We start from the raw sequence: 26,708 nt of genomic DNA, 5'->3' as shown, positions 1-26,708 counted from the left end.
CTGCCGATGACGTAACCGCCTGTGACCATATTGTCGGCCAGCGGCCGAACGGGCCGGCTTTGGTCCGGTCGTCGATGCGAGAGCCGATGAGCTCGATGCCGAGAATGAAATGCTGGATGGTCTGCAACACGGCCGAGCGGCCAGCTTTGGCGATCTCAGGCGTCAGGTCGGCGCCGAGCCTGACAGCCACTTCGATCTCGAGCCCGGCGAGGTCGCGTTCGCCAAGTTCGATCGTTTCGCCATCGCCGATAAGCATTCCGGCGGGGATCGCCGCAGCCATCGCGATACCATCGGGCGGCATGGCCACCTTGGCGACGGGCACGCGCTCTCGGAGCTGCTTCAACACCGCGCCTTGAACGGCCATCGCATCGCCGCGCGTCAGGTCGACCAAACGCGACCCCGGTACGCGTCGACGCGGGTTTCTGTGAGCCTCGGCGATGGCCTCGGCAATCGTATCTATGTCAGCCGGCATCAGCGATTGTTTCCTCGCGGCGGGATTTGTCCGAGGCGTGGGCTGCCTCGATGATGCCGATGAGATTGCGCCCATAGGCGCCCGTCACCGGTACCGGCTTGTTGTCGACGATAGCGTCGCGCAACGCTGCCCATTCGCGTTTCACCGCATTGTGCATCCAGGCGGGCTCGAACGAATCCGGCAGGTCGGTCCACACGGTATCGCGACCAATCATCGTGCCGCGATCCATGTCGATGCGTAGCGTGCCGCGCTCGCAGACGAGATCCATCGCAAAGCCGACCGCACCGTTGCGATAGCCAATACTCTGCACCTGGCCCAGGCCGCCACGTTTGAAACGCAGCGCCAGCATCGACGTGTCATCCGCTTCCTGTTGATGGAATTTTGCGCCGAGCATGGCGCTCACCGAGATGACTTCGTCATCCATCAGCCAGACGAGACGGTCGAGCGCGTGAATGCCGGCCGTCATCAGCATGCCGCCACCGGTAGCGTTGCGCAGGTGCCAGTCGCGCCGGTTGTGCTCCATCCAGAGCTTGATCATCCAGCTCGACGCGATCAGCGGCCGTCCGATCTCGCCTGCCTCGATGACCTTCTTGGCTGCCATGCAAGGTTTCGAGAAATGCAGGAGGTGGGCGACCATCAGCTTGACGCCGCTCTGCGCCACAGCCGCATTGATTGCATCGCATTCGGCTACAGTTCGCGCCATCGGCTTTTCGAGCAGAATGTGCTTGCCGGCCTTGGCCGCGCCGATCGCCATTTCGGCATGCAGCGCGTGCGGGGCAGCGATAACGACGGCATCGACGCCGCTGTCTTCGAGAAGTTCGCGCCAGTCGGTGTAGCCCTTGCCGCCATACTCGGCCGTGAAAGCCGCCAGCGCCGTCGCGTTTCCACGGCAGGCTGCGACGAGGCGGATGCCGTCGACCTCCTTGATTGCGCGTGCATGCGCGGCGCCAAAATCGCCCGCGCCGATAATGCCTAATGCAATCATCGTCCTGCCTTCTGATATGCGGCGTCGATCAGCGACATCGCCGCAACATAGTCGTCTATGGAGATTGCCGGCGCAGCGTTTCGCCGCAACCGTTCGAATGTGTCGCGCATGCTGAGGCGGTAGCGAGTAGCCGGCAGTTCGACCGGCAGGTCCACAACCGCAGCGTCGTCGAGAGTTGCGCAGATCGCCTTGTCGCCACGGTCGATGAGGGTGGCGTTGGCGGCGACGATGCGCCATTCGAAATCCCCACCAGGGAGCATTGAAGCGAAGGTATAGCCCGCCTCAATGGTGAACACCGCGCCGGCATTATCCTCGAGCACCAGCAATGCGTAGTCCTCAACCGGAGCCCTGTGGATGCGGTTGCCCATCGATACAGCTTTGAGATGGAGCTCTCCACTGGCCAGACTCAGCGCTGCATCGACACCGTGGATGCCCAGATTGCGCAATGCGCCGCCTCCGCCAATCGCGGGATCGACCACCCAGCCGACACCATCGGCGGCATAACGCTCTGGCGGCCCGTTGACGACGCGGAAATGGCCGTGCGCGACTTGGCCGGCGCGGCCTTCCCTTCGCAGTCTCTCAAAGGCGATCACCGCCGGGCCAAAGCGATTGGGCAAAGGCACGCCGACGAAGGCTTTTCGTTGATGGGCTAGGTCTCTCAGTTGCATCAGCGGCGCCGTGCCGGTCGCTGCCGGCTTCTCGAGGACAAGCGGGACGCCGGCTTCGATTATCCTGCGCGCCCTGGCCGGCACGTTCGAAGGGTGTCCCATCAGCAAGATCAGATCCGCAGGTGTTGCAAGGATGTCTTCGAATGCAGCAATCGCCCTAAGCGAGTTGCGCGCTGCAAAGCCCCTTGCATGCGCCTCGTCCTCATCCCACACGCCGATGATTTCAGCGCCGGCATCGCGCGCCGCATCGAGATGCAAGTCGGCGTGCCAATGGCTAATGCCGGCCAAAACGATTTTCATCTCCTGGTATTTCCTGGTGCACTTGCAGGATATCCTACAAGTCGTTATAGGACAAGTCGTCAGCCTCTCAAGCGAAGTGGTTATCGGCGTCGGACAGCAGTGGAAACAGGAAACAAGATGCCGGTATTGAAGTCGATCGAACCGCTTAGCCGACCACCGCTTTTGCATGTGACCGTCCAGGAGAGCCTGCGGAATTATATCGAGGCGAACAGGCTCAAGGCAGGCGACCCGTTGCCCCCGGAGACCTTCCTGGCGCAGCGGCTCGGCGTTGGCCGCAATTCGGTCCGCGAAGCGATCAAGGCGCTGGAATCGATCGGCATCCTGGAGACGCGTCGTGGCATCGGCGTGTTCGTCAAGGAATTCTCCTTCAAGCCACTACTCGACAATCTGGCTTATGGCCTGCAGGACTCGCTGCGCGATGTCGAGGAACTGCGCGAGATTCGCCGTGTGCTCGAGACCGGGCTGATCTCCAAGACCATCGAGATGATCAGCGCCGAAGACATCGACGAGCTTCGCCGGTTGACCGAAAGCATGCGCCAGCGCGCGGAGCGCAGCGAGAGCTTTGCCGAAGAGGACCAGCAATTCCATCAGATGCTGTTCCGCTGCCAGAACAACCACATGCTCAGCGCATTGATCGATATCTTTTGGGTGGCGTTCAACAAGGCCTCGGATTTCACCAATCTCGACAATCCGACGCCGCTCGCCACCTGGCGCGATCATCATGAAATCGTCGAGGCGGTCGCCGCCAAGGATGTCGACCGGGCACGTAGCCGGCTCGACGATCACTACAGAGGCATCCAGCAAGTTATCGCCAAAAACCGCACAACCTGAAAAATGCCAAGGGAGGAAACCATGCGCATCAAGACGATAGCCATCGCTGCCGCGCTGCTGTTCGGCACCGGCCTGCCGACCATCGTGCAGGCGCAAAGTCCAAAGACCATTGCGGGTGGTTTCGACGTCGGTCCCGGCGGCTTCCCCAAGAACTTCAACCCGCTAGTCGCGACTGGCGGCTTCACGTGGCTCAGCACCTATTTTGAACCGCTGGTCATCTGGAATGCAGGGCTGACCCAACTCGAAGGCGACCTGGCCAAGAACTACACGGTGAGCGCCGACCAGCTGACCTATACGTTCAACCTGGTCAAGGAGAGCTGGCACGACGGCAAGCCGTTCACGTCGAAGGACGTGAAATTCACCATCGACCTTGCCAAGAACAAAGCTTCCGGCAGCCTGTTCGCGGCACGCCTCGGCGATATCGCTTCGGTCGAGGCGCCCGACGACAGCACCGTAATCATCAAGCTGTCGAAGCCGAACGCCTCCTTCCTGTCCATTCTTTCGCAGGTGCTGATCCTGCCGGAACATGCTCTTGCCGGAATGCCGCCGGAGTCGCTGGCAACCAGCACCTGGTGGTCGACCAATCCGGTCGGCACAGGTCCGTTCAAGTTCAAGAAATACGTCACCGACCAATATGTCGAACTGGCCGCGGATGACGATTATCGTGGCGGCAAGCCGAAAGTCGACGTGCTGATTAACCGCTATTTCGAGAGCCCGGCCGCGGCGGTCGCGGCGCTGCGTGCTGGTGAGATCCAATTCACCTATGTCGAGCCTGACGACGCGGCGTCGTTCAAGACCGATTCCAACTTCAAGGTGATCGAAGGCGGCTCCTACGTGGTCAACTATATCGGTCTCAACCAGCAGGTCGACCTGTTCAAGGATCTCAAGGTTCGTCAGGCGATCATGTACGCCATCGACCGTAACGCGATCATAGAGAGCCTCTATGGCGGCGCAGCCAAACCAGCCAACTGCGGCTTTGTGGCGCCGCAACTGGTCCCCGAAGGGCTGGAAACCTACGCCTACGATCCGGCCAAGGCCAAAGCGCTGTTGGCAGAGGCGGGCTGGGACAAGATCAACGGCGACAAGCCCATCACGTTGCTGACCTATTACGGCTCTCCGCAGGCTGCCAATGTCATGGCAGCCATCCAGTCCATGCTGTCGCAGGTCGGCATTAACGTCGTGCCGCGTGTCGTCGATACGCCGACCTACAATGGCATCGTCTACAAGGGAGGCACGCCGGACTGGAACGCATTTCCCATGGTCTATGCCGGCCTGCAGAATGGCCCGAACCCGGCTGGCATCAATCCGGGCCTGAACAAGTCGCAGATTCCGCCCGCCGGCTTCAACACCATGCGCATCAAGTTCGACGATCTGAGCGCGGCTTTGGACAAGGCGCTCGGAGAAACCGATGCATCCAAGCTCGATGCCGCTTGGCGGGATGTTTGCAAGGTGATGAACAAGGACCTTCCGTGGGCAACGCTGTGGGTGGCCAATCGCTACGGCGTTGCCTCCAATAAGCTGAAGGATTTCGTCTGGACGCCTGCACCCGCTGGCGGTCCTTACGCCGCTCATCCCGAGGCCTGGGACATTCAGTGAGCAGGCGGGTCTCCCGGCCCGCCACAAGGGCCGGTTTCCTCTGGGATTCGGCCCACACCATCCACTTGCGGAAAGCCAATGCTGAGCTTCATAGCCCGCCGCTGCGCCACAGGACTGTTGATGCTGGTTGCCTTGAGCCTCCTCATCTTCATCTTGTTGCGCCTGTCGCCTGGCGATCCGATCGACGCATATATCAATCCTTCCGTGCCGATGTCGGCTTCCGATCTCGAGACCCTGCGCGATCGCCTCGGTCTCGATCGGCCGCTGCCGCTTCAGTATTTCGGCTGGGTGCGTGCGGCTCTGTCGGGTGATTTCGGCTATTCGACCCAGCGCAACGGCGTGCGGGTGTTGCCGCTGGTGATGGAGCGCATCGGACCCACGGCTCTCCTGATGGGCACGGGGCTGGCGATCGCCATCATCGTCGGTATCGCGAGCGGTATCTACAGCGCCGTGCGCCGCAACGCCTGGCCCGACATTGCGATGTCGGTGCTGTCGTTCATCGGCATATCGAGTCCGGCCTTCCTGACCGCTCTGCTTGGCCTCTATTTTTTCTCGGTTCTGCTGCGCTGGGCGCCGTCAGGCGGCATGCAGACCGCGGGCGCGCCATTCTCGATCTCCGATGTGCTTGCCCACCTAATTCTGCCGGCATGCCTGCTGTCGATCGGCCACGCGGCGCTGATCATGCGTTATATGCGCGCTTCGCTGCTCGAAGTGCTCAACCAGGATTATGTCCGAACCGCCCGGGCCAAAGGCGTGCGAGAGTTCTGGGTGATCATCAAGCACGCCACCCGCAACGCGCTCTTGCCGGTCATCACGCTGATCGGGTCGACCATTGGCATCGCGATCGGCGGCGCGATCTTCCTGGAGAGCGTCTTCAACTGGCCAGGCATGGGCTTGCTGCTGGTCAATGCCGTCGGCACGCGTGACTATCCCGTCATCATGGGTGCCACGCTGGTGATCGGTGTCTGCGTCATTCTGGTCAACATTCTCACCGATGTTGTCTACGCCTTTGTCGACCCGCGCATCCAGGTGGGGTGATGACGATTGCCGAGATCGAACCACCCATGCAGCGCATCAAGGGTCCATTGCGCCGCGCACTCGGCCGCTTCATCGAGAACCGCGCCGCGCGGGCCGGTCTGGTCATCGTGATCCCCGTACTGATAGCGGTCATGACCTACCACTGGTGGTGGCCATACGCTCCTAACGCCATCGACCTGAAGGCCATGAACAAGGGACCGTCCGCCACCCATTGGCTCGGCAGCGACGGCGTCGGGCGGGATGTTTTCGCGCGACTTCTGCAGGGTGGTCGCATCTCGCTGCTGGTTGCCGTCTGCTCGGTCGCGATCTCCACCGTTATTGGCTTCCTCATCGGTGCTATCGCGAGCTTCGGCGGCCGCATCATCGATGCAACCGCGATGCGCTTCGTCGATCTCGCCATGACCTTGCCGCCAGTCATCTTCTTGCTGGTTCTTGCCTCGATCGCCGGCACCGGCATCGCGCCGACAATCCTCGTCATCTCGCTGCTATCGTGGCCGGTTCTGTCGCGCATGGTCAGGGCCCGCCTCCTCGAACTGCGCGAGCGCGATTTCGTCGTTGCCGCGCGCGGCATGGGGGCAGGGCTGCCGCATCTCCTGTTTCGCCACGGCCTGCCCAATTGCATGGACATCCTCGTCGTCTACGCAACTTTGCAGATCGCCAACGCGATCCTGTTGGAAGCTGGCCTCTCTTTCCTCGGCCTCGGCATCGCACCACCCGAAGCGAGCTGGGGCAATATGCTCAATCTTGCCCGCTCCACCGTCGTCCTCGAACAATACCCCTGGCAGTGGATGTTCCCCGGTGCCGCCCTCGTACTCACGGTCCTCGCCATCAATTTCATTGGCGATGGGCTGCGTGACGCTTTCGATCCCCGATCCGATCTCAACTGAAGGTTTTAAAATGCCACTTTTTACCGGCGTCGTGCCGCCAGTCGTTACCCCCCTCAACAACGACTACAGCATCGACTTTCCGTCGTTCACCCGGACGCTGGAGAACCTGCTCGACGGCGGCGTCCACGGACTGTTCGTGCTTGGCTCGACCAGCGAGGTGGTTTTCCACGACCAAGCCGGGCGCAAGGCGATCATCGAGCACGCAGTGAAGGTCAACAACGGCCGCGTTCCGATCTTCGCCGGCGTCATCGATCCGACCACCGACCGTGTCATCAACCATTCGAAGATCGCCAGATCGGCCGGGGCCGATGCAATCGTGGTCACCGCGCCCTTTTACACGCGCACCAGCCAGCCGGAGATCATCGATCATTTCCGCTACATCAAGGATGCGATCGACATCCCGATCATTGCCTATGACATCCCGGTCTGCGTCCATATCAAGCTCGATCGCAAGACGACGGTGACGCTTGCCAAGGAAGGCACCGTGGCCGGCCTGAAAGATTCCAGCGGCGACGATGGCAATCTGCGTTATGTACTGAAAGACATGGCCGGCGATGCCGGCTTCTTCGGCATGACCGGCTCCGAGATCATGGTCGATACTGCTCTCGCCATGGGTGCGCATGGTGTTGTGCCGGGCATCGCCAATGTCGACCCGCACGGCTACGTCAAGATGTGGAACCTGATGCAGGCCGGCAAGCATGCCGAGGCCCGCGTCGAGCAGGAACGCCTGCTGAAGCTGTTCGAGATCGTCTGGATCGCGCTCGGGCGCACCAGTGCCGGTTCAGCCGGCGTCGGCTCCTTCAAGACCGCCATGCGCAGCCTCGGCATCATCGCCACCAACAGGATGGCCCGCCCGCAGCGCGATCTCAATGCCGAGGAAACCGCCAAGGTCGACGCGATCCTGCGCGACGTCGGCCTGCTTGGCTGATCATGGAAGCGCCGATCCTCCAGATTGCCGGATTGCGTGCCGTGTTTCGCATTGCGGGGCGCGACATTGCGGCCGTACAGGACGTTGATCTCGAGATCGGCTCCGGCGAGACCGTGGCGCTGGTCGGCGAGTCCGGTTCGGGCAAGTCAGTCACCAGCCTCTCCATCATGGGGCTCCTGGCGCCGAAGATCGGCCATATCGCTCACGGCCATATCTCGATCAGACGACGCGACGGTTCCGTCACCGAGCTGACCGGGCTGGACGCGGAGCAACTGCGCCGCGTGCGCGGCAACGATATCGGCATGGTGTTTCAGGAGCCGATGACCAGCCTGAACCCGGTTTACACTATCGGCGAGCAGATCGCCGAGCCGATGCGCATCCATCTTGGCAAATCGCATCGCGAGGCGGCAGCCGAAGCGGTGCGCTTGCTGATGCAGGTCGGCATCCCGGACCCCGCGCGGCGCGCGAAACAATACCCGCACGAACTCTCGGGCGGCATGCGTCAGCGGGCCACCATTGCCATGGCGCTCGCATGCAACCCGACATTGCTGATTGCCGACGAACCGACGACGGCGCTTGACGTGACGATCCAGGCGCAGATCCTCGATCTGCTTGCCACTCTTCAGGCGGAACGCGGCATGGGCATCCTCTTCGTCACCCACAATCTTGGCGTTGTTGCGGAAATCGCCGACCGCGTGGCCGTCATGTATGCCGGCCGCATCGTCGAGACCGGCCCGGTTGGCGAAGTCTTTGCCCGGCCGCGCCATCCTTACACGACAGGCCTGATGCGATCGGCACCGCGACTTGGCCAAGCAACGGTGCTGAAGGCGGCCGGCACACCGCTGCCGACGATTGCCGGCAATGTCCCCTCGCTGGCCATGCTGCCCGGAGGCTGTTCTTTTGCTCCAAGGTGCCCGATGGCGATCGACTCCTGCCGCGCCGCCGTGCCGCCGCTGTTGCAGGTATCGCCGACACAAACGAGCCGCTGCATCCGCTGGGAGGAGCTATGAGCGCGCCGGCTCCTTATCTGTCCGTTCGCAACCTGACCAAGCATTTCCCGCCGACAGCGTTCTCGCGCGGACCTGTGGTCAAGGCACTGCAGGATATTTCATTCGACATTCCACGTGGTCAGGTGGTCGGGCTGGTCGGCGAATCCGGTTCCGGCAAGACGACAATTGGCCGTTCCGTGTTGCGGCTGATCGAGCCGACCTCAGGCGAGATACGCTTCGACGGCAAGGACATCGTCAAGCTCGGGGCAAGGGAGCTTCGACGTCAACGGCGCAACATGCAGTATATCTTCCAGGATCCCTTCGCCAGCCTGTCGCCGCGCATGACTATCGGCCAGATCCTCACCGAGGGCCTGGATATCCAGGGCATCGGTAGTCGGCCCGAGCGCCGCGCCCGCGCCGAAAAGGCGCTCGCCACCGTCGAACTGCCGGTCGATGCCTATGACCGATACGCGCATGAATTCTCGGGCGGCCAGCGCCAGCGCATCGGCATCGCGCGAGCCCTTATGCTGGAGCCCGAGTTTATCGTCGCGGACGAACCGGTCTCGGCACTCGACGTGTCTATTCAGGCCCAGGTGATCAATCTTCTTCGCGATCTCCAGGTCCGGCTTGGCCTCACCATGCTGTTCATTTCGCATGACCTCGCCGTTGTCGAATATATCTGCGACACGGTCATCGTTCTCTATCTCGGACGCATCATGGAAGTCGCGCCCGCGACCGATCTCTATGTCCGGCCTGGGCATCCCTACACACGGGCATTGCTGTCGGCCGTCCCATCGCCAGATGCGTTCGCCAGGAAGCAACGGCAGATACTGAAAGGCGACATCCCAAGTCCCGCCAATCCGCCGTCGGGATGTGTTTTCAGAACGCGCTGTCCCGCAGCGATGGCTGCCTGTGCCGGCGCCGTGCCACGGCTACGGGAGATAGCTCCTGGACGTATGAAGGCATGCATTCGCGACGACATAGGCTGAACATGGCAGCCTAAAAATTGGAGTAGTTCTGATACGTTTTTGGGACATTCACAGTCAGCGCGCAGTTGAGCGGGGAGGTGTCCGTTTCTGTACCCGCAATGGGGCGGAGGAGGTTGGAAATATAGGGGATAAGTCCGGGCCAGAGATGCCGCAACTTCGTGGTCAGGTTGATCGAGGACGCCGCAAAGGGCGCGTAACGAGCCTGCTGCTGTCCATGACGAAAAGAGCGGGCCGGCACGAAGAGCCGGTCGTTGCGCCCACTCAGTCGCAGGCGGGAGCAAAAAAGGCCATCCCGGTATATGCGGAGGTGGACGGCCTTCTTTGCAATACTTCACACCTTAATAGGCCTTCTTCGCGGCGCTCCTCCTGTGCTTCACCGGGCATTTGTGCTTCTTGGTCGCCTTGCAGGCCTTCGTTACGTGCTTCTTAGCCTTCTTCATGGTCATAGCATCCGAAGCGGGTGCAGAGCCAGTTGCGGCCGTCGCTGCTGGCGCTGGCTTCGTAGCCGCGGCGGCGTCGTTAGGGCTGAGAACTGGCATCGAGACGGCGAGCGCGAATGCAAGACCGACGGCAGACAGAAGAGACTTTTTCATGTGTCTATTCCTTGTTTGGCAAGTCGGGGGTTGAGCGTCACCCATCAGGATCGATGGGTGTTACTCCAAGCAGCTTCAAAGCTTTCGCGAGCATCCGGATTCCCTGCGCCTCCTTCTTCTTGGCGCAGTACCGGTTTCCCTTTCTCTGAAGAGCTTTCGCCGCGGTGACCTGCGTTGCCGCGGCATGCGTTTTGAGGGCTTCGTCGACTTGACGGCTGAGAATGGTGCAACGCTCGGTCCGGGTGAGCGGCGCCGCCTTTGAGGTGGAGGGTCCGGTCGCTGCCGTAGCGAGCGACAAGCTGAGCAACGCACCCATCAAGTTGATCGAGATTCTGTGCATCGCTTGTCGCAAACCCGAGCAAGTGCAGCACTGCTGCAGCCGATGAACTGATCCCTCCAGAGCATGATACGCTTGAATGATTTCTGCAGTTTTTCCTGAATGTTTCTGGATTGTGTCTGCCCTCGTGCGGAAGGTTCGCTGCCGCAAATGCCGAAGGAGCATGCGCCAAAACTTGGTGGTGGCATGACACGGATCATTCACGCCTGCGGTGGTGCCAATTGAGCTGTCGGGCAGGAAATCAATAGTTAGAGCCGGCGGTCGGTTTCGTTCGATAGCCTCCGACAGTGCGGCGAGCGGGCGGAGGGAGTTAGCCCGCCTTTAAAGATAAGCGCTGCTATTTGCAGCCGTTACCGGCCGTTCGCACCCAGTGACTGCGGCGAGTAAAGGTCCTATTTTTGTTAGATTAGAAATCCATCTCGGTGGATCATTAGCGGTTCCTAAGCCGGACAACACTAACCTCTGCCGATTGGTAGGGGATCGCGGATGAATGCCTTCAGGCGAACAATAGGCTTCGGCCTAACCTATCTGCGCTCTTTCCCTTTCGACCGCATCAAGATCGATCGTAGCTTTGTCAGCCTGATTTGTGAAAGCAGCGAAAGCCGGGCGATCGTCAAGGCCGTCGCCGAACTTGGGGCCACTCTCGGCATGACCACGACAGCCGAGGGCGTCGAAACTGAGGAACAGTATCAGTTGATCAGGGAGAATGGCTGTACCGACAGGGTTGGCTGTTCGGTCGCCCCTACCTCAGTCTAAGGTCTTTGCCCTATTCGAAGAAGCAGCCCATTTGAGAGCTTGATAATCGATCAATGGAGCAAGATTGGCGTGCGATGCGATCCATACAGGTCGTACGGCTAGCCACGGCTTGGTTCAGGCAGGCGGGTTCGCCGGTTCGTGAGGTCCCCCGGTCAGACGCTTGTGCTTCTCGAACAGGTGCAGCTTTTCGGGGTATCCAAGCCTCAGCGCCGCGTTGCAGGACGGGCATTTGAATGAGGATATGGTTTTAAACCACGTGCCTTTTCGAACGATGGGGCGTTCGCACCGTGGGCACTCAAAGGTGAGATATTCGTCGTTAAGCTCTTGGGGAATCGGCAATCCGGCACCTTTAGGCTGATGGATGCCCACCATCGTCGCAGGTAATGGTGGGCATCCATGAACTGGCGATGAAGGGACTATGCTCGCCAGCACTCCCAAATGAAGATCTACGGAATATGTTGCGTCGTCGGGACTTATGAGTTGGCGGATAAGACGTCTGTCCGACGCGTATTACGACTGACGGGCAAGACACAGGTGTCGGGGGAACAACTCGGGCTTTTGCGCTGTTCCCGAGTAGCCTGCCGCGCACGTTGCCACTTCGCGCCCCAGGCTACTCCAGTACTGCCCGCTGGCTCTGGCCGGCGGGCTTTTTGTCGGACGGCGGCCTAGCCGTGCACAGCCTCCGTTTGCGGTATGTAGAGCGCATTCCCTGATGGGACTTTCGCCGCGACCTGAAGCGTGAACAGGAGATGATTTTCATCGTCCGTCACTTTCATGATCCGAGGCTTCGTATACTTCCAGAAAGAATGTTTGCTCTCGTTTATCATCTCGCCGGCAGCCCGCACGGCTCCTTCCTTGCCGCGGGAGATTGACACCATCTACGTCGGAGATGAATTAGCTGTTGTCGACGTCGAAATAATAGGTCGTGATGATGCTCTGCCCTTGGTCGACAGGCCCAAACCATCCGGTGCAACTTTGTTTCTCGCAGCTTGGCAACCAGAGAAGGCACGGGACAGTGTCATCGTGTTTGAGGGATCAATCGAAACCGGGGGAATTCTCATGAAGAAGACTTACGAGCAGCCGACGCTGGGTCGCAAGGCGAAGCTTTCCGCAATCGTCGCGGTCCCACCTGTGCCGCCGCCTCCGCCCTGATCTATCGAAGCTCAGGCGAACTGGATAAGCCCGCTACTTCCGGCCGGCGGGTTTTTTAATGCGCGGATTTCCATGGAAGTCATTTACTCAGGATAGGACTCGCGCCTGAGACGAATACCACGCCCGCCGATTCGAATGCTTGACGGATGGCTGCGACCTTCAACGGGCGCGGCGTCCTAATACCATTCTCAAAATCGCGTATGGTGCCCTCACTCAGATTGCACTTGGCACTCAGACGGACTTGTGACCAGTTAAGCAGGGCTCGCGCGGCCTTCGACTGCTCTGGAGTCAGCTCGGCCACCATCTCAGCTGTCCATGTCTAGCGGCTTATGTCCCGACTGACCGTGCCAACTTGCCGAAGGTCCGCGAGACCCTTATCAGCGGCAGCGGCTTTCTTGCTTGTTGCCATCGGAGTTCTTCCGGTTGGGTGAAATCACCCTTGACGGGTACAAGCTAACTCCGCGGCGAACCGCCGGTTCCAAACCATTACGGCGTTGCCGACCAGACCGGGCCAGCCACTCCGCCTTTGCTTTGCCAAACCCTTCGGCGGCGCACGCGATCCCACAGCGCTTTTTCTGATCGCAAGGTTCCGAAGCCGCCGCACATGTTGGGCCCGGTCGGCCATCAGTACGATAGCGAGTTTGCCGGCCCCACGCTGCGCCCCGATGCGCCACTGGATGGCGCCCAAAGTGCCTCATACATTACGAACGTGATCAGGGGTTCGAGTCGGGAGAGCACTACCGCCTTTCCCCCACTCGGAGAGCGTACGATGTTTTCTACAGCGTCGGGCGTGATGGGTCTGTCTTGGTGCTGCGAAGACCGGTAGGACCGGGAGAGTCTGACACGCAAGCTACCTGCGACGCGAACGGCAGTTTTGCGACCCATCTCGATCATCGAGGTGACTTTTGCCGCTTCTTAAAAGCAGACTTCGCCTGCGAAAGGATGGCGGCGTCCGGTGACACCTGAAAGCGGTTTCATCTTCAAGGCCACAGCGCCATCATGCGGGGCAAATCTACCTACTGGTGGCTGGCGAATCTCGGGTCGAAGGCAGACTGGCCTCGAGGAAGCGATGCCAGGCGCCGCCAAGAACAAGCGCGGTTTCGGCCGCACCGAACCCCGCCGAGGAAAGGCCTTGCGCCAACTTCGGGAAATCGAGGCTCGATCTGAACCAGGATGGCTGCTGCGGGAAACTTGCCGCCGCCTGTGTCTCGCGGGTCCAGCGGCCTTCGCGCATCCAGCGCACCACGCTGTCGGGCTGGTCCTGGCAGAGATCCGAGCCGATGCCGAGATGGTCAGGTCCCATGATCCCGGCCGCTTCCGCAGCCATTTTCCCGAACTGCTCCAGCGTCGTGTCCGAGCCGTTCGGAAGGTGCAGCGGGTAGAGCGAAAGGCCGAGCAGCCCCTCCTTTGCGCGCAATGCCTGCAAGAGGGCCTTGGAGACATTGCGGTTGCTGTCGCGCAGCCAGCGTGGATTGGCGTGGCTGACGACCACCGGCTGCTCGGAGAGCGCGATCGTCTCCAGCGCGGTCCGCTCGCCGGCGTGGGACAGATCGATGATCATGCCGAGCCGGTTCATCTCGGCGATCACCTCGCGCCCCATCCGCGTCAGGCCGCTGTCCTCCTTTTCCATCCAGCCGCAGCCGAGCAGCGACTGGTTGTTGTAGGTGAGCTGCATGAAGCGGATGCCGAGATCGAAAAGCATCTCGATCAGGCCGATGTCGTCCTCGATCGGCATCGGGTTCTGCAGGCCAAGCAGGATCGCCGTCCGGTTCGAGGCCCGCGCCTCCTCGATGTCGCCCGCATCGCGCGCCAGGAGGATCAGGTCCTCATTATCGCGAAGCCAAGTGCGCCAATCGACGAGATGGCGCACCGTCTCGCGAAAGCCTTCGTGATAGCCGACAGTGGCGTGGACCGCGGTCAGTCCGCCCCGGCGCATCTCCTCGAAGATTGCGCGCGACCACTTGCAGTATTGCAACCCGTCGATGAGCACCTGCGGCGCGTCGCTGGTCATTCGGGCGCGCCCGCGTGGATGTAGGACGTTTTGACCTGGGTGTAGAACTCGACCGCGGCGCGGCCTTGCTCGCGCGGCCCGTAGCTCGAGGCGCGGACGCCGCCGAACGGCACGTGATAGTCGGTGCCGGCGGTCGCCAGGTTGACCATGACGCAGCCAGAGCGCGAGGCGTGGCGGAACTTCGTGGCGCGCGCCAGCGAGCGTGTGGCGATGCCGGCCGTCAGCCCATAGGGCGTATCGTTGGCAAGAAAGATCGCCTCGTCGAGATCGTCGGCGGTCATCACGCAGGTGATCGGCGCGAACATCTCCTTCTGGTTGATGCGCATGCGCGAACGGCCGTTGAGGAACACTGCGGGCGCCATGTAGTGGCCGCGATGCGCCAGATCGAGCGCCTCGCCGCCGGTCGCTAGCTCGGCGCCCTCGCTGATGCCGAGCGTCACATAATCGAGATTGGCCGAGAGCTGCTCGGCGCTGACGACCGGCCCCATCTGGACGCCGGCCTCGAGCGCATGGCCGACCCTCAGGGCCTTTGTTTTCGCCAGCAGCTTCTCGACGAAGGCGTCATGCACCGGCCGGTGGACGATCAGGCGGGACGAGGCCGTGCATTTCTGACCGGTGCCGCCGAAGGCGCCGTTCACGGCAAGGTCGACGGCGCGATCGAGGTCTGCATCGTCCATGATCACAAATGGATTCTTCGACCCCATTTCGAGCTGCAGCTTCACGAAGCGCGCGGCGGCGAGCGCGGCGATGCCGGAGCCGATGGCGCCGGAGCCGGTGAAGCTCAGCCCTTGTATGTCGGCATTGGCGGCAAGCTCACGGCCGATCGTCGATCCTGAACCCATCACCAGGTTGAACAGGCCCTTCGGGATCGCCTGCCGGCTGATGATCTCGGTGAGCGCCCAGGCGCTGGCCGGCGTGACGCTGGCCGGCTTCCAGATAACGGCATTGCCGAAGGCTAGCGCCGGCGCGATCTTCCAGGACGCGGTGGCGATGGGGAAATTCCAGGGCGAAATGATCGCGACGACCCCAAGCGGCTCGCGCTCGATCAGCACATCGACGCCGGCCCTGACGGAATCGGACGAGGAACCCAGATTGCGCAAGGCCTCCGCGGCGAAATAGGTGAAGAACTGGCCGGCGCGATAGACCTCGCCGACGCCCTCGGGAAGGGTCTTGCCCTCCTCGCGCGACAGCAACTCGCCAAGCTCCTTCGAGCGCGCCATCAACTCGCGTCCGATGGCGTCCAGAACGGCGGCTCGCGCTTCCAGCCCGGCCGCCGCCCATTTCCGTTGCGCGCCTTGCGCCGCCGCGACGGCGTCATGGATGTCGGACGGCCGTGCCTGCGCGAAACGCCCGACAACATCGGTCACGTCGGACGGATTGATATCCTCGACCCAGTCGGCACCGTCGCGCCACTCGCCTGCAACGAAGTTCTGACCGCTCAGCATCCTGTTCGACCTGCATCAATTGGGTTGACAACGACCTAACCAATGCGGTGAACTTCAATCAAGCTCAATTTTTGGCACAAATGTTCAGGCAAGCTTAACAGTGACCAAAACCATCAGCCTGACCGGCATGCGCAGCTTCGTCGCGGTCTATGAGACCGGCGGCGTGCGCGCCGCCGCCGACCAGATCGGCCGCACGCCCTCGGCCGTGTCGATGACCCTGAAGCAACTGGAGGACGATATCGGCGCACCGCTGTTCGAGAGCGAACGCAAGGGCGCGCTCTCGCCTGTCGGCCGTGTGGTGCTCGACGAGGCGCGCGCGATGATCGCCCACTACGACCGCGCCTGTCTGGCAATGACCAGCTACGCGGCGGACCGGCAGGGGCGCTGCGAGGTGGCCAGCGTGCCTTCGGTCGCGGTGACCTTGCTGCCTCGCGCCATCGCCAAGCTCCGCGCCGAGGGCGGCCAGTTCGACATTCATGTCCGAGACAGCGATTCCAGCGCTATCGTCGAGGCGGTCGAGAACGGCATGGTGGAGGTGGGCTTGTGCGTGCTTGCGATCAGGCGGCCACAGCTTCGTTTCGAGCCGCTGTTCCATGAGCCGCTCGATTTCGTCTGCCCGGCCGACCATCCCCTGGCAAGATCGAAGCGCCCGTTGAAATGGGCTGAGCTCGACGGCGAGAGCTTCATCCGCAATGGCGCGGCCGCGGCACTGGGGCTTGCCGAGACCGAAGCGCTTGCCGCCGGCTCCAAGCTCACCGCGACCAATGTGAGCTCCAATCTGGCGATGGTGGAGGCCGGGCTCGGCGTCACCATCCTGCCCCGGCTCTGCCGCTGGAAATCGAGCCACGACGTGCGCTTCCTGCCGCTTGCCGATTCGCGTTCGAGCCGCACCGTCGGCTGGATCGCCAAGAAGGGCCGGAACCTGCAGCCGGCGTCGCTGCGCTTCATCGAATGCATCCGCCTGCAGACGCGGGCGAGCGAAGGGGAGTTCGGCTATGCCGCGGCATGATCGGTGGGTGAGGGGATGACACGCCTGACCCAAGCCCGCATCGAAACGCTCGCGCGCGCTGCGCTGATGCGGCACGGCGCAAGCGAGCGGCAGGCCGAGGCGCTGGCCGCCGGCATCGCCGCGGCCGAACGCGACGGCCTGAAATCGCATGGGCTCATGTATCTATCGACCTATTGCGAACACCTGATCTGCGGCAAGGTGCTGGGGCAGGCCGAACCACGCCTGACGCGGCCGACTCCGGCGGTCGTCGCCGTCGATGCCGCCAACGGCTTTGCGCATGCGGCCATCGCCCTCGGCCTGCCGGCCCTGATCGAAGCGGCGCGATCGCAAGGTGTGGCGGCGCTCGCCATCCGCAACTCCTATAATTGCGGCGCGCTCGGCTATCACACCGAGCGGATCGCCCAAGCCGGCCTGGTCGGGCTAGGCTTCACCAACGCGCCGGCCTCAATCGCACCCTGGGGCGGCCGCAAGGCGGCCCTCGGCACCAATCCCTGGTCGCTAGCTGTCCCGGACGGGCAGGGCGGGGCGCGCTTCGTCATCGACCAGAGCGCCAGTGTCGTCGCCAAGAGCGAAGTCATGAAGCGCGCCCGCGCGGGTGAGCCGATCCCACCCGGCTGGGCCTTCGACGCAAGCGGCGATACGACGACCGATGCCGGCGAAGCGTTGAAGGGCACGATGGCGCCGGCGGGTGGCTACAAGGGCGTCGGCTCGGCGCTCTTGGTGGAGATCTTCGCCGCATGCCTGACGGGGGCGAACCCCGGGCTTGTCGCCAGCCCCTTCTCCGGCACCGCCGGAGGTCCGCCCGGAACCGGGCAGTTCTTTTTGGCGGTGTCGCCCGACGCAACGTCGGCCGGGGCGTTCTCGGGCAACCTGGAAACCATCGCCAGCGCCTTCGTCGGCGATACGAGGCTTCCGGGCACAAGGCGCTTCGGCGCGCGCGAACAAAACAGCAGAGACGGCATCGAGGTGGCGGCCGAAGCGCTCGCCGCGCTTGAAAGGCTGGCCGGGACCGCCGCATGACGGCGATTCCGCTGCGCCCGCCGGAAATCGTCATGCGACTGCAGCGGCTTGGCGCGGCGCATCCGACGCGTCTCAGTTTCCTGCGCCAATTGATCCGCCGTGCCACCAGTGAGAAATGGCGTGTGCGCAAGCACCTGTTCGACCTCGACGACAACGGATTTGGACGCGCGGTGTATGCCGTCGAGACGCCGGCAAGAACCTACAGCCTGGTCGCGTTCTCGACGCCGCTTGACGACGAGAAGCGGTCCGACCGGGTGATCGCGCAGGCTTGGGATACGAGCTACGTTCTTTACGACGGATTGCCGGATGCCGCCGAAATCGCGCGGCTGGAGGCGAACGCTCCGCTGCAGGAGGCGGGCCGATACACCAGAAGCGAGCTGGTGCTGGCGCGCGCCAACAAGAGCGTGCGGCTGTTCGAAGACGTGGCTTCAACGCTGGCTCAGGGACGGCAGCCTGACGAGGAGCAACTGCTTGGCGTCGGCTATCTGCTACGCACCACGGCAGTCTACGGCAACGGCAAGTTCGGCATCGCCGACCGCGACGAGATCGCCGCGCGTCCGGAACTTGCCGGGTCTTTCCAGGCCGAGATGCTCACCGTCTGGTTGATCCGATCCTTCACGCTCGATCTGGTCGATCACATCGCCCGTCGCCGCAATCCGGCCGGCGCGGCAAGACTGGCGCCGGAATTGCGCCGGGCGCTCGGGGTCGGCAACGCGACGGGACTCGGCATGGCGCCCTTCCTCGTGCGCCACCCGCTGCTGACGCATAGCTGGTTTCTGGCCCGCGAAACCGCTCTGGCGCGGGTGCGCGCCGAACCGCAGGCCGCCGTGGCGGAACGCAGAATTTTCGCGCAGGCGCTCGCCGACCTGGCGCAGCGCGTTGGTCGCTGGCACAGCGACGACGACCGCCAGGCCGCCGCCACCCGGTCCCTAGCCGCCGATCTCGACACGCTGGCCGAAAATCTCGACCGGCTCCTGGCGAAGCCGCGGCCGTGGGATGCGGTCTATCGCTTCGCGGAAGAGCAGTTCTCCCTGGAAGGGCAGGAGGCTTGCGTCTCCCTGGTCCTCGAGCCGCATGGCGCCTTGGTCGACGAGCTCGGCGACACGATGAAAGCCGACGAGACGCCCGGCCATGCCATCGACGGCGCCATGGACTGCGGCTCGCTGCGCCAGGCGCTTCTCGACTGCTATTCATGGGCGGGGGCAATCGACTTCACAGAGCCCTCCGCTAATGCGCGCTTCTGGTATGTATCGGCGGAGAAGCTCGAGCCCCGGCTCGGCGAGCGGTTCGAGGAGGACGGCGCCGAGCTCGAACAGCCTTTGGCCACCGCGCGCGACGCGCTCGGTCTGGCGGCCGCGCTGGCGCAGGAGCCGGCCTCGGCCAGTGTCGCGGAATTCCTGCTGCGCCGGCCCGAATGGCGCCATGCGGTGCGGCGCACCCAGATCGTTGCGAAATTCCCCTATGCCGAGATTCACGATAATCTGATCGGCGCCGATTTGCGGCCCGTCGACATATTGCGCGCCAAGCTGGCGTTCTTCGGCGCGCGCAGCTTCGATCCCCGCTCGGACCGCTGGCTGCGGATCGCGCTGTTCAGCGGCGAGCCCCTGATCGAGGAGGTCGCCAGCGCCGCATCGGCTGGAGAAGCCGCGTGATCGACCTGTCGCTCAACGAGGTGGAGACGCTCAGCGCCAAGACGGCGCGGGGTGCGGGATTTTCCTGGGGACTGGCCGAGGATATCGGGCGCGCGGCGCGCCGGCTCGCGGTCGAGGACGACAATTGGGGCATGGCCATGCTGAGCCTTGCCGAAAACACGCAGTCCTTCGCGGTGCCCGACCCTGCCCGCGCTGCGCGCTGGCGAAAAGGCAATGCCGACAAATCTGCCGAAATGCCACTCTGTCCGATCCGAACCGCGGCCCTGCTGCTCGACGATCCGCTTCCGGCGAGCGCGCTGCCGCTGGCGATCATTGGTGTCGGTCTGCCGGTCTGGCTCGACGCCATGCTGCGCCGCTCGGCCATGCGCGTCGCGCGACCTGCGGGGCTGGCGAAGCGCGCCGATGTCGTCATCGAACATCGCGCCGAAATCGAGCGGCCGGCCACAGGCCGGCGCGGCGCGATCGACGAGCGGACGCTTGCCGCGCTCAATTCCTTCGCTGTCAGAACCTATGTGCCGGAAAGCGAGCGATCGCGCATGCGCGGAGCTGGCGGAGGCCGGGTGGACGATGAATAACAACAAGGGGAGAAGAAAATGAGTGCAGCCGACGGCCAGAAGATCGCCATGCGTGGGGCGGGCTACTACTCGGCCAACACCGTCGGCGCCAAATACGTCATCGACAAGGTCGGCGATCTCGTCGTCAAGGCAGTCGCCGGGATGCCTCGGCTGGCCGATGGCCAGCCATTCGCCGTCGCCGATTTCGGCGCGGCCGACGGCGGCACCTCGATGGACATGATGCGGCGGCTGGTTGGCGCCGTTCGGGAGAGGGAACCGGATCGGGCGATATCGATCACCTATACCGACCTGCCCCATAATGATTTCTCGACCCTGTTCCGGCTGAGCCAAGGACTGTTGGGAACCTCCACCGAGGTTCCGCTGGCGGAGACGCCCGGCCTCTACATCTTCGGCAGCGGCACCAGCTTCTACCGCCAGATCCTGCCGGACAATTCGCTGTCGTTCGGCTTTTCCGCCACGGCGATGCACTGGATCAGCAAGCGGCCCTGCATGATCGCCGACCATGTCCAGGCGGTCGGCGCGACGGAAGCCGAGCGGGCGCAGTTTCGCGCCCAGGGGCTGCGCGATTGGGAGATGATCCTGCTGGCGAGGGCCCGCGAGCTGAGGCCCGGCGGCCGGCTGGCGCTGGCCAATTTCTGCGTCGACGAGGAAGGGCGCTATCTCGGGCATACGACAGGGGTCGACATGTTCGACAGCTTCGCGCGCCATTGGCGCGATCTGCTTGCGGCGGGGCGGATCAGCGAGACGGAATATGTCAACGCGACGTTCCAGCAATTCTACAAGACGCCGGACGAGTTCGCAGCACCCTTTCGCGATCCCGTTTCGCCGGTGTCGCAGGCCGGGCTGAGGCTGGAAAACATCTTCACCATGGTGACGCCGTGCCCCTATGCCGAGGCCTTCCGGGTCCATGGCAACGCGCAGGATTTTGCCAGGGCCTATGTGCCGACGCTCCGCTCCTGGTCGGAAACCGTTTTTGCGAACGCGCTCGATCCCTCGCGTCCCGCCAATGACCGTGCCGCAATCGTCGACGATCTTTACGGCGCTTATGAAGCCGACGTAGCGCGCGCCCCCGAAGGCCACCGGATAGACTACGTCCATTGCGTGACGGAGATCGTCAAATCGTAAGGGATATCGAGAGTTTGCGCGCCGCTTCCTGAAAACGTCCAGATGGCGATCCTCCGGGCCAGCTGAATGTCCATTCTTGAAGATTCATGGGCTCAAGCTGCCGGTCGGCTTTCGGCCTAAAAGCCGGCACCGGACGGATCTACAATCAAACTTGTAGCGCGCCGTGTGCGCGACACCATTGACGTCGTTGTCGACAATTCAACCACAGCGTCGTCGAGAAGCGCCCGCTGAGCTTCTAGCGGCGGAAGGCGCCATTCTGTAGGTCAAGCATTAGCTTGACAAAGTCCGCTTTCAGTACGTGTCCTGCTCGAGGCCGCCGGATTCCCAAACCGCATTCATCCTGGGAGCTTATCTGCTGGAAGCCATGGATCGGTAGACTGATATCGGCTCGGATCAGCTCGGGACCGGCAAGTTGAAGACACCCAAGCACTGAGCACAGTGAGCGACTTACCCCGCCTTTAAAGGTAAGTGCTTGTTTCTGTTGGAAGCCGTTACCGCTGGCCACCATTTCGTGTCGAAAGGTGGCCAACAAAGATTCCGCCGACCACGCAAATCTGCCTATTGGATCGCCGCCATTGCGCGCCCGCGATTATTCGCTATGATGAAAAGCGTCATAGACGGAACGGACATGAAAAAAAACTTCGCAACCGAAATGGCGACCACCAAGGATCTCGCCGACGTCGCTCGCCTGCTGAGTTGGGCCTTCGGTTTCAGCAAGGCGAGGTCGCAAGAATACATCGCCAATATTGGGGTCGAGGCGCTGCGGCTCAGTCGCGGCGAGGACGGTTGTCCGGTCCTATGCGCGGGTCTGCTGCAGACTGCGCATATTTTCCACGGCAAGCCCGTGCGCGCGGCCAACATCGTACACGTGGCGATCGCGCCGGAACGGCGCGGAGAGGGCCTTGCCGTGCCTTTTGTGGATGCTCTCTGCGATGAGGCGAGGAGCCAGGGCGCCGCGATCGCCACTCTCTTTGCCTCAACGCGGCCGGTCTACCGCAAGGCCGGCTTCGAGCTTGCCGGGCACGAGATCGTCTATGAGGCGGCAACAGCGGCACTACCTTCCGCGAGCCGGCTCGCCTTCGATCGCATCGAACTCGACGATTCGCGCCTGGCCGGCGCCTATGTCGCAAAGACACTTGGCGAATCCGGGTTGCTTGCACGCGCTGCCGCGCATTGGAACGAGTTGCGGCGTGCCCCAACAGATTCGCTCGCCGCCTATCTCGCCGAAGGCGAGGCCGCCTATCTGATACTCGACATGGCTGACAAAACTTGCCTGACGGTACGGGACTGGTCCGCCGCTTCGCCCGAGGCGGCACAAGGCTTGCTTTCCTTTCTTGCCCGCTTCCGCTCGGTCTATCCGGCGGTTCGCTGGCATGGCGCGCCACAAGACGATCTAGTGGCGGCGATACCGGACAAAGGCTGGCGCCTTGCGCGCCAGGAGGAATGGTTGTTGCGGGTGCTCGATCCAGCGACGGCCTTGCGCCAGCGCGGCTACCATGTCGACGAGGCAAAGCTCGCGCTGCGCATCGGCGATATATCGCTCGAAATCGAAATTCGCGAAGGCGCCGCCGAAGTGCGCGAGGGGGCTGATTTATGTGGCCCGGCCGTGCGCATGGATGCGCCGGCCTTCGTCCAGCTCTTCACGGGCTTTCGCAGTGCCTCGAAATTGGCGCAGTATGGCCTCGTTGCAGGCGACTCGGCTGACATACGTCGCTGTGATCAGCTGTTCGCTGGACCGCCGCCCTGGGTGGCTGAGCATTTTTGAGCATGGTTCGGCCAGGATCCTGCTCGCACCGAGAATCTTCTGAGGGGTCTCGCATGACACACGCGCTGATAGCCTCGCTGAGAGCAGCGGCGGGCGATATGACGCCGGCGCTGGCGCGCGTCGCCGAGGCGGTGCTGGCGCAGCCCGACACCACCTTGCGCCAGAGCATCACCGAGCTTGCCGAGACATCGGGATCGTCCGAGGCGAGCGTCATGCGCTTCTGCCGCGACCAGGGCTTCTCCGGCTTTCAGGACTTCAAGCTGGCGCTGGCGAAGGAACTCGCGACCGACGAGCGGGCCCGGGACAACGGCTCGCCGTCCGACGACATCCAGCGGCTGGTCGATACCGCGATCACCTCGCTGCGCGAGACCGAGCAACTGATCGTCCGGGAAGACGTGGCTACCGCTTCGCGAAAGCTCCTCGATGCTTCCGTGGTCGAGTGTTTCGGGATCGCCGCCTCCGCCGTCACGGCACAGTATCTCGCCTACAAGATGACCCGCATCGGCAAATTCAGCCGCGCCTTGGGCGACGCGCATCTGGCGATGATGGCAGCGGGAACCGCGCAGCACGGAACTGTTCAGGTGGTGATATCCAGCTCTGGCTCGACCATCGACGCCGTGCGCGTGGCAGAGCTTGCCCGCTCCAAGGGCGCCTTCGTCATCGGTATCTCCAATCGCTCGAAGAGCCCGCTGATCGCCGTCTGTAACCTGGCTTTAATAGCCTCCTGGCCGGAGACGCCGCTCACCGGCGGCGCCTTCCCGTCGAAGATCAGTCAATTGCTCATCGTTGACGCACTGGTCGCCGAGATGACGAGGCAGGATCCGAAGCGGCTGGTCCAGCTCAGCCGCACGGCGGAGGTCGTGAGTGACCGCAGCTTCTGATTTGCCGGTGCTCGCCATCGATGTCGGCGGTACCAAGATAGCCATCGCCGAGGTGAGCGGCGACAGGATCGCCAACCGGCGGCAGGCACCGACGCCGCGCACCGGCAAAGGCGACGATCTCATCGCAGCCATCGCCGAGCTGGCGCCGGACGGCGGCTTCGGTGCGGTCGCCGTAGCCACCACAGGCATTGTGCGCTACGGCGCACTGACCGCGCTCAACCCTCAGACCCTCCCGATCGAGGACGGCTACCCGCTGGCTTCGGCGATCGAACGGGCCTTCGGCATGCCGCCGCTCGTCATTAACGACGCGCAAGCCGCCGCCTGGGCCGAGTTCACGCTCGGCGCCGGCACGGGTTTTCCCAACTTCGCCTTTTTCACTGTTTCGACCGGCATCGGCTGCGGCCTAGTGATAGACGGCCGGCTGCAAAGCGGGGCGAGCGGGCTTGCCGGCCATGTCGGGCACACACGCTCCGAGCCCGGCGGAATCCTCTGCGGCTGCGGCAGGCGCGGCTGCCTGGAGACGGTCGCCTCGGGTACGGCGCTGGCGCGGGCAGGCAGCGCGCGCCTTGGCCGCAAGGTTACGACGCCGCAGCTGTTTGCGGCGGCGAAAGAAGGCAGCGGCATTGCCGCGGAAATCATCGCCGGCGCGGTCGTCGCGCTGGTCGACGCCTTTGCCGACCTGACGGCCTCCGTCGATATCGACTGCTTTGCTGTCGGTGGTGGAGTCGGCCTCGCCGGCGGCTTCATCGAGGCGCTGCAAGTGCGCTCGCTCGATCTGCCGCGCGTTTATCGGCGCCCCATCGTTGCCGCGCGGACTGGCGCCGATGCCGGCCTGCTTGGCGCAGCTATGCTGGCACGATCGAAAAGTTCTGACGGAAATTTTCATCAGAAATAACTTCTTGACAAAAAGTTTCATCTAGGCTTGGTTAGAGCGGTAATGCTCTTCCAGGAGAAGCCCCGGTGCAGGCCAAGCAGCGCGATTTGCTCGCCACACTCGATCGAACGCTGGTTGTGTCATGCCAGGCCGAGCCTGGCCTGCCGCTCGACGCTCCCGGACACATCGCCGCGATGGCGCGCTCCGTCATGTTGGGCGGCGCCACCGGCGTGCGCATTGAGGGCGCGGCCAACATCGCCGCCGTTCGCGCCGCGGTCGAGGTGCCGCTGATCGGCTTGATCAAGGCCAGGCGCGACGACACCGAGGTCTACATCACGCCGACGCTCGACGACGTCGCCGCGGTTATCGAAGCCGGGGCCGACATCGTCGCGATCGACGCCACTCGTCGGCCGCGACCAGCCGAGCTGACGGCGATGTTCTCAGCCATTGCCGCGAAAGGGCGTCTGTCGATGGGCGATGTCGCCACGCTCGACGAGGGCAAGCGCGCGCTGGATGCCGGCGCCGACCTCGTCAGCACCACCATGGCCGGCTACACGGACTATTCCAGCGATCAGCACGGCCCCGCCTTCGCCTTGATGGAGGAACTCGCCGGCGCCGGCGTGCCCTTTGTCGCCGAGGGGCGCATATGGTCGCCGCAGGAGGCCGTTCGCTGCTTCGAGCTCGGCGCCCGCTTTATCGTCGTCGGCGGCGCGATCACACGGCCCGACGCCATCACCCGCCGCTTCGCCGAGGAGGTCGCCGCCTGGAACGCCCGTCCGCAACTGAAAAGGAATCCATCATGATCAAGCGCCGTCGCGTGGCCGTCATCGGTGCAGGCTTCATGGGCTCTATGCATGCCGGCATCTTTGCCAACATGGTGGGCTCCGAGCTCGCGGCCATCGTCGATCCCAACCGCGCGCTGGCCGAGGCGGTAGCCGCTAAAGCGCCGGGCTGCAAAGTCTACGACAGTCATCAGGCGTTGCTCGGCTCGGAGCGCGATCTCGACCTCGTCTCGATCTGCACGCCGGACAATCTGCATCTGGCGCCGGCGGTTGCGGTCGCCGAAGCTGGCATCAACGTCTTCGTCGAAAAGCCGATCTCGTCCAACGTCGACGACGCCCGGGCCATCATCGCCGCCTGCGAGGCGGCAGGCGTAAAACTCGGCGTCGGCTATCTGCTGCGCTTCGATCCCCGCTATGCCGCCGCCAAGGAGCTGATGACATCGGGCAAGATCGGCGAGCCGATCCACATCTATACTAGGCGCAACAGCGCCCGCACCGAAGGCCCGAAGCGCTATGGCGGCAAGCTGCCGCTGGCGCTGCATGTCACCGTCCATGACGTCGACATGGTGCTGTGGATGCTGGAAGGTCAGCGGCCCGTCTCTGTCTATGCCCAGCAGACCGACAAGCTGCTTGGCTCCTCGGGCACGCAGGACAGCATCGCGGCGATCGTGCGCTTTTCCGGTGGAACTGTCGTCAATTTCGAGAGCGCCTGGTCGCTGCCGTCCGGCGCGCGCCACATGATCGACGCGCGCATGGAACTCATCGGTACCGACGGATCCTTCGAAGTCCAGTGCGGCGACAGCGGGCTCTATTTCGCCAGCAATGAGGGGTCGCGCGAGATCGACACCCAGCATTGGCCTTTGCTCAACGGCCGCATCGACGGCGACCTTGCGCGCCAGCTCGGCGGCCTCATCGACTGGCTGGACGGCGCGGAAATGCCGATCGCCACTGGCCGGGAAGCCCTTCGTTCGCTCGAACTCACCCTTGCCATGATGCAGTCGGCCGAGAGCGGCGAAATCGTGCGCCTCGATTGAGCACAATCGAACGA

26 protein-coding genes and 1 pseudogene are annotated in these 26,708 nt (G+C 63.2%); 20 read left to right on the top strand and 7 right to left on the bottom strand.

Going from position 1 to position 26,708, the window contains the following annotated elements; genetic code table 11:
- Window positions 1–109 precede the first annotated feature (109 nt).
- The gene (locus LB552_RS00170) at window positions 110–526 is read left to right on the top strand and encodes a hypothetical protein (RefSeq protein WP_224528522.1); all 417 of its coding nucleotides are present in this window, start codon (window positions 110–112) and stop codon (window positions 524–526) included.
- On the opposite strand, the gene LB552_RS00165 is transcribed toward LB552_RS00170, so the two are convergent.
- Both LB552_RS00165 and LB552_RS00160 read right to left on the bottom strand, forming a co-directional pair.
- Window positions 462–1,457, bottom strand: coding sequence for a Gfo/Idh/MocA family protein (locus tag LB552_RS00165; RefSeq protein ID WP_224528520.1), 996 nt, complete (start codon window positions 1,455–1,457; stop codon window positions 462–464). The genes LB552_RS00170 and LB552_RS00165 overlap by 65 nt on opposite strands.
- A complete protein-coding gene (locus LB552_RS00160) occupies window positions 1,454–2,425 on the bottom strand; it encodes a Gfo/Idh/MocA family protein (protein ID WP_224528519.1) in 972 nt (323 codons plus the stop codon). Before LB552_RS00160 ends, LB552_RS00165 begins: the two co-directional genes overlap by 4 nt.
- Window positions 2,426–2,542: 117 nt before the next feature.
- Between LB552_RS00160 and LB552_RS00155 the strand changes: the two genes are divergently transcribed.
- The 7 genes from LB552_RS00155 (at window position 2,543) to LB552_RS00125 (ending at window position 9,683) form a co-directional block, all read left to right on the top strand.
- Window positions 2,543–3,256, top strand: a complete 714-nt coding sequence (locus LB552_RS00155) for a FadR/GntR family transcriptional regulator (RefSeq protein ID WP_140542389.1) — start codon at window positions 2,543–2,545, stop codon at window positions 3,254–3,256.
- 21 nt (window positions 3,257–3,277) lie between these two features.
- Window positions 3,278–4,852, top strand: a complete 1,575-nt coding sequence (locus LB552_RS00150; protein WP_224528517.1) for an ABC transporter substrate-binding protein — start codon at window positions 3,278–3,280, stop codon at window positions 4,850–4,852.
- 78 nt (window positions 4,853–4,930) lie between these two features.
- Window positions 4,931–5,890 (top strand): ABC transporter permease, encoded by a 960-nt coding sequence (locus LB552_RS00145; RefSeq protein ID WP_224528515.1) that lies wholly within the window; start codon window positions 4,931–4,933, stop codon window positions 5,888–5,890.
- A 26-nt stretch (window positions 5,891–5,916) separates the two neighbouring features.
- Window positions 5,917–6,777, top strand: coding sequence for an ABC transporter permease (locus LB552_RS00140; RefSeq protein ID WP_224528981.1), 861 nt, complete (start codon window positions 5,917–5,919; stop codon window positions 6,775–6,777).
- A gap of 10 nt (window positions 6,778–6,787) precedes the next feature.
- On the top strand, window positions 6,788–7,705 hold the full coding sequence (locus tag LB552_RS00135) for a dihydrodipicolinate synthase family protein (protein WP_224528513.1): 918 nt from the start codon (window positions 6,788–6,790) through the stop codon (window positions 7,703–7,705).
- Entirely contained in the window at window positions 7,705–8,715 is a 1,011-nt protein-coding gene (locus LB552_RS00130; RefSeq protein WP_140541243.1) for an ABC transporter ATP-binding protein, read from the top strand. The genes LB552_RS00135 and LB552_RS00130 overlap by 1 nt, the downstream gene beginning before the upstream one ends.
- The gene (locus tag LB552_RS00125; protein WP_224528511.1) at window positions 8,712–9,683 is read left to right on the top strand and encodes an ABC transporter ATP-binding protein; all 972 of its coding nucleotides are present in this window, start codon (window positions 8,712–8,714) and stop codon (window positions 9,681–9,683) included. Before LB552_RS00130 ends, LB552_RS00125 begins: the two co-directional genes overlap by 4 nt.
- A gap of 338 nt (window positions 9,684–10,021) precedes the next feature.
- On the opposite strand, the gene LB552_RS00120 is transcribed toward LB552_RS00125, so the two are convergent.
- Both LB552_RS00120 and LB552_RS00115 read right to left on the bottom strand, forming a co-directional pair.
- Entirely contained in the window at window positions 10,022–10,276 is a 255-nt protein-coding gene (locus LB552_RS00120; protein WP_224528509.1) for a hypothetical protein, read from the bottom strand.
- Window positions 10,277–10,313: 37 nt separating this feature from the next.
- Window positions 10,314–10,616: a hypothetical protein gene (locus tag LB552_RS00115; protein ID WP_224528505.1), complete on the bottom strand. Its 303-nt coding sequence runs from the start codon at window positions 10,614–10,616 to the stop codon at window positions 10,314–10,316.
- Between the two features lie 516 nt (window positions 10,617–11,132).
- Here LB552_RS00115 and LB552_RS00110 point away from each other — a divergent pair.
- A pseudogene (locus LB552_RS00110) lies at window positions 11,133–11,330 on the top strand (EAL domain-containing protein); the annotation flags it as partial.
- 849 nt (window positions 11,331–12,179) lie between these two features.
- A complete protein-coding gene (locus LB552_RS00105) occupies window positions 12,180–12,521 on the top strand; it encodes a hypothetical protein (protein WP_224528502.1) in 342 nt (113 codons plus the stop codon).
- A gap of 79 nt (window positions 12,522–12,600) precedes the next feature.
- Here LB552_RS00105 and LB552_RS00100 read toward each other — a convergent pair whose 3' ends face one another.
- The 3 genes from LB552_RS00100 to LB552_RS00090 form a co-directional block, all read right to left on the bottom strand.
- Window positions 12,601–12,825, bottom strand: coding sequence for a multiprotein-bridging factor 1 family protein (locus LB552_RS00100; protein WP_224528491.1), 225 nt, complete (start codon window positions 12,823–12,825; stop codon window positions 12,601–12,603).
- A gap of 708 nt (window positions 12,826–13,533) precedes the next feature.
- Window positions 13,534–14,532, bottom strand: a complete 999-nt coding sequence (locus LB552_RS00095; protein ID WP_224528488.1) for a membrane dipeptidase — start codon at window positions 14,530–14,532, stop codon at window positions 13,534–13,536.
- Entirely contained in the window at window positions 14,529–15,977 is a 1,449-nt protein-coding gene (locus tag LB552_RS00090; RefSeq protein WP_224528483.1) for an aldehyde dehydrogenase family protein, read from the bottom strand. Before LB552_RS00090 ends, LB552_RS00095 begins: the two co-directional genes overlap by 4 nt.
- Before the next feature lie 100 nt (window positions 15,978–16,077).
- Between LB552_RS00090 and LB552_RS00085 the strand changes: the two genes are divergently transcribed.
- From LB552_RS00085 to LB552_RS00040, 10 genes are all read left to right on the top strand, one after another.
- Window positions 16,078–16,986, top strand: coding sequence for a LysR family transcriptional regulator (locus tag LB552_RS00085; protein WP_224528478.1), 909 nt, complete (start codon window positions 16,078–16,080; stop codon window positions 16,984–16,986).
- A gap of 15 nt (window positions 16,987–17,001) precedes the next feature.
- The gene (locus tag LB552_RS00080; protein WP_224528475.1) at window positions 17,002–18,006 is read left to right on the top strand and encodes an Ldh family oxidoreductase; all 1,005 of its coding nucleotides are present in this window, start codon (window positions 17,002–17,004) and stop codon (window positions 18,004–18,006) included.
- Window positions 18,003–19,658: a hypothetical protein gene (locus LB552_RS00075; protein ID WP_224528471.1), complete on the top strand. Its 1,656-nt coding sequence runs from the start codon at window positions 18,003–18,005 to the stop codon at window positions 19,656–19,658. The genes LB552_RS00080 and LB552_RS00075 overlap by 4 nt, the downstream gene beginning before the upstream one ends.
- Window positions 19,655–20,233, top strand: a complete 579-nt coding sequence (locus tag LB552_RS00070; protein ID WP_224528467.1) for a DUF3726 domain-containing protein — start codon at window positions 19,655–19,657, stop codon at window positions 20,231–20,233. Before LB552_RS00075 ends, LB552_RS00070 begins: the two co-directional genes overlap by 4 nt.
- Window positions 20,234–20,251: 18 nt before the next feature.
- Entirely contained in the window at window positions 20,252–21,358 is a 1,107-nt protein-coding gene (locus tag LB552_RS00065) for a class I SAM-dependent methyltransferase (protein WP_224601158.1), read from the top strand.
- 472 nt (window positions 21,359–21,830) lie between these two features.
- Window positions 21,831–23,123 carry an enhanced intracellular survival protein Eis gene (gene eis / locus LB552_RS00060; protein WP_224601156.1) on the top strand — a complete coding sequence of 431 codons (1,293 nt, stop codon included), beginning with the start codon at window positions 21,831–21,833 and terminating at the stop codon, window positions 23,121–23,123.
- Window positions 23,124–23,176: 53 nt separating this feature from the next.
- A complete protein-coding gene (locus LB552_RS00055; RefSeq protein WP_224601154.1) occupies window positions 23,177–24,004 on the top strand; it encodes a MurR/RpiR family transcriptional regulator in 828 nt (275 codons plus the stop codon).
- Complete coding sequence (locus LB552_RS00050; protein WP_224601152.1) at window positions 23,988–24,899, top strand: N-acetylmannosamine kinase; 912 nt, start codon at window positions 23,988–23,990, stop codon at window positions 24,897–24,899. The genes LB552_RS00055 and LB552_RS00050 overlap by 17 nt, the downstream gene beginning before the upstream one ends.
- 65 nt (window positions 24,900–24,964) lie before the next feature.
- Complete coding sequence (locus tag LB552_RS00045; RefSeq protein WP_224601150.1) at window positions 24,965–25,681, top strand: N-acetylmannosamine-6-phosphate 2-epimerase; 717 nt, start codon at window positions 24,965–24,967, stop codon at window positions 25,679–25,681.
- The gene (locus LB552_RS00040) at window positions 25,678–26,694 is read left to right on the top strand and encodes a Gfo/Idh/MocA family protein (protein ID WP_224601148.1); all 1,017 of its coding nucleotides are present in this window, start codon (window positions 25,678–25,680) and stop codon (window positions 26,692–26,694) included. Before LB552_RS00045 ends, LB552_RS00040 begins: the two co-directional genes overlap by 4 nt.
- Window positions 26,695–26,708: the final 14 nt, after the last annotated feature.

Source organism: Mesorhizobium sp. CA7 (assembly GCF_020165015.1).
Lineage (GTDB): Bacteria > Pseudomonadota > Alphaproteobacteria > Rhizobiales > Rhizobiaceae > Mesorhizobium.
Note: the sequence above shows the minus strand (reverse complement) of the source record. Positions and strands in the feature narration are given on the sequence as shown.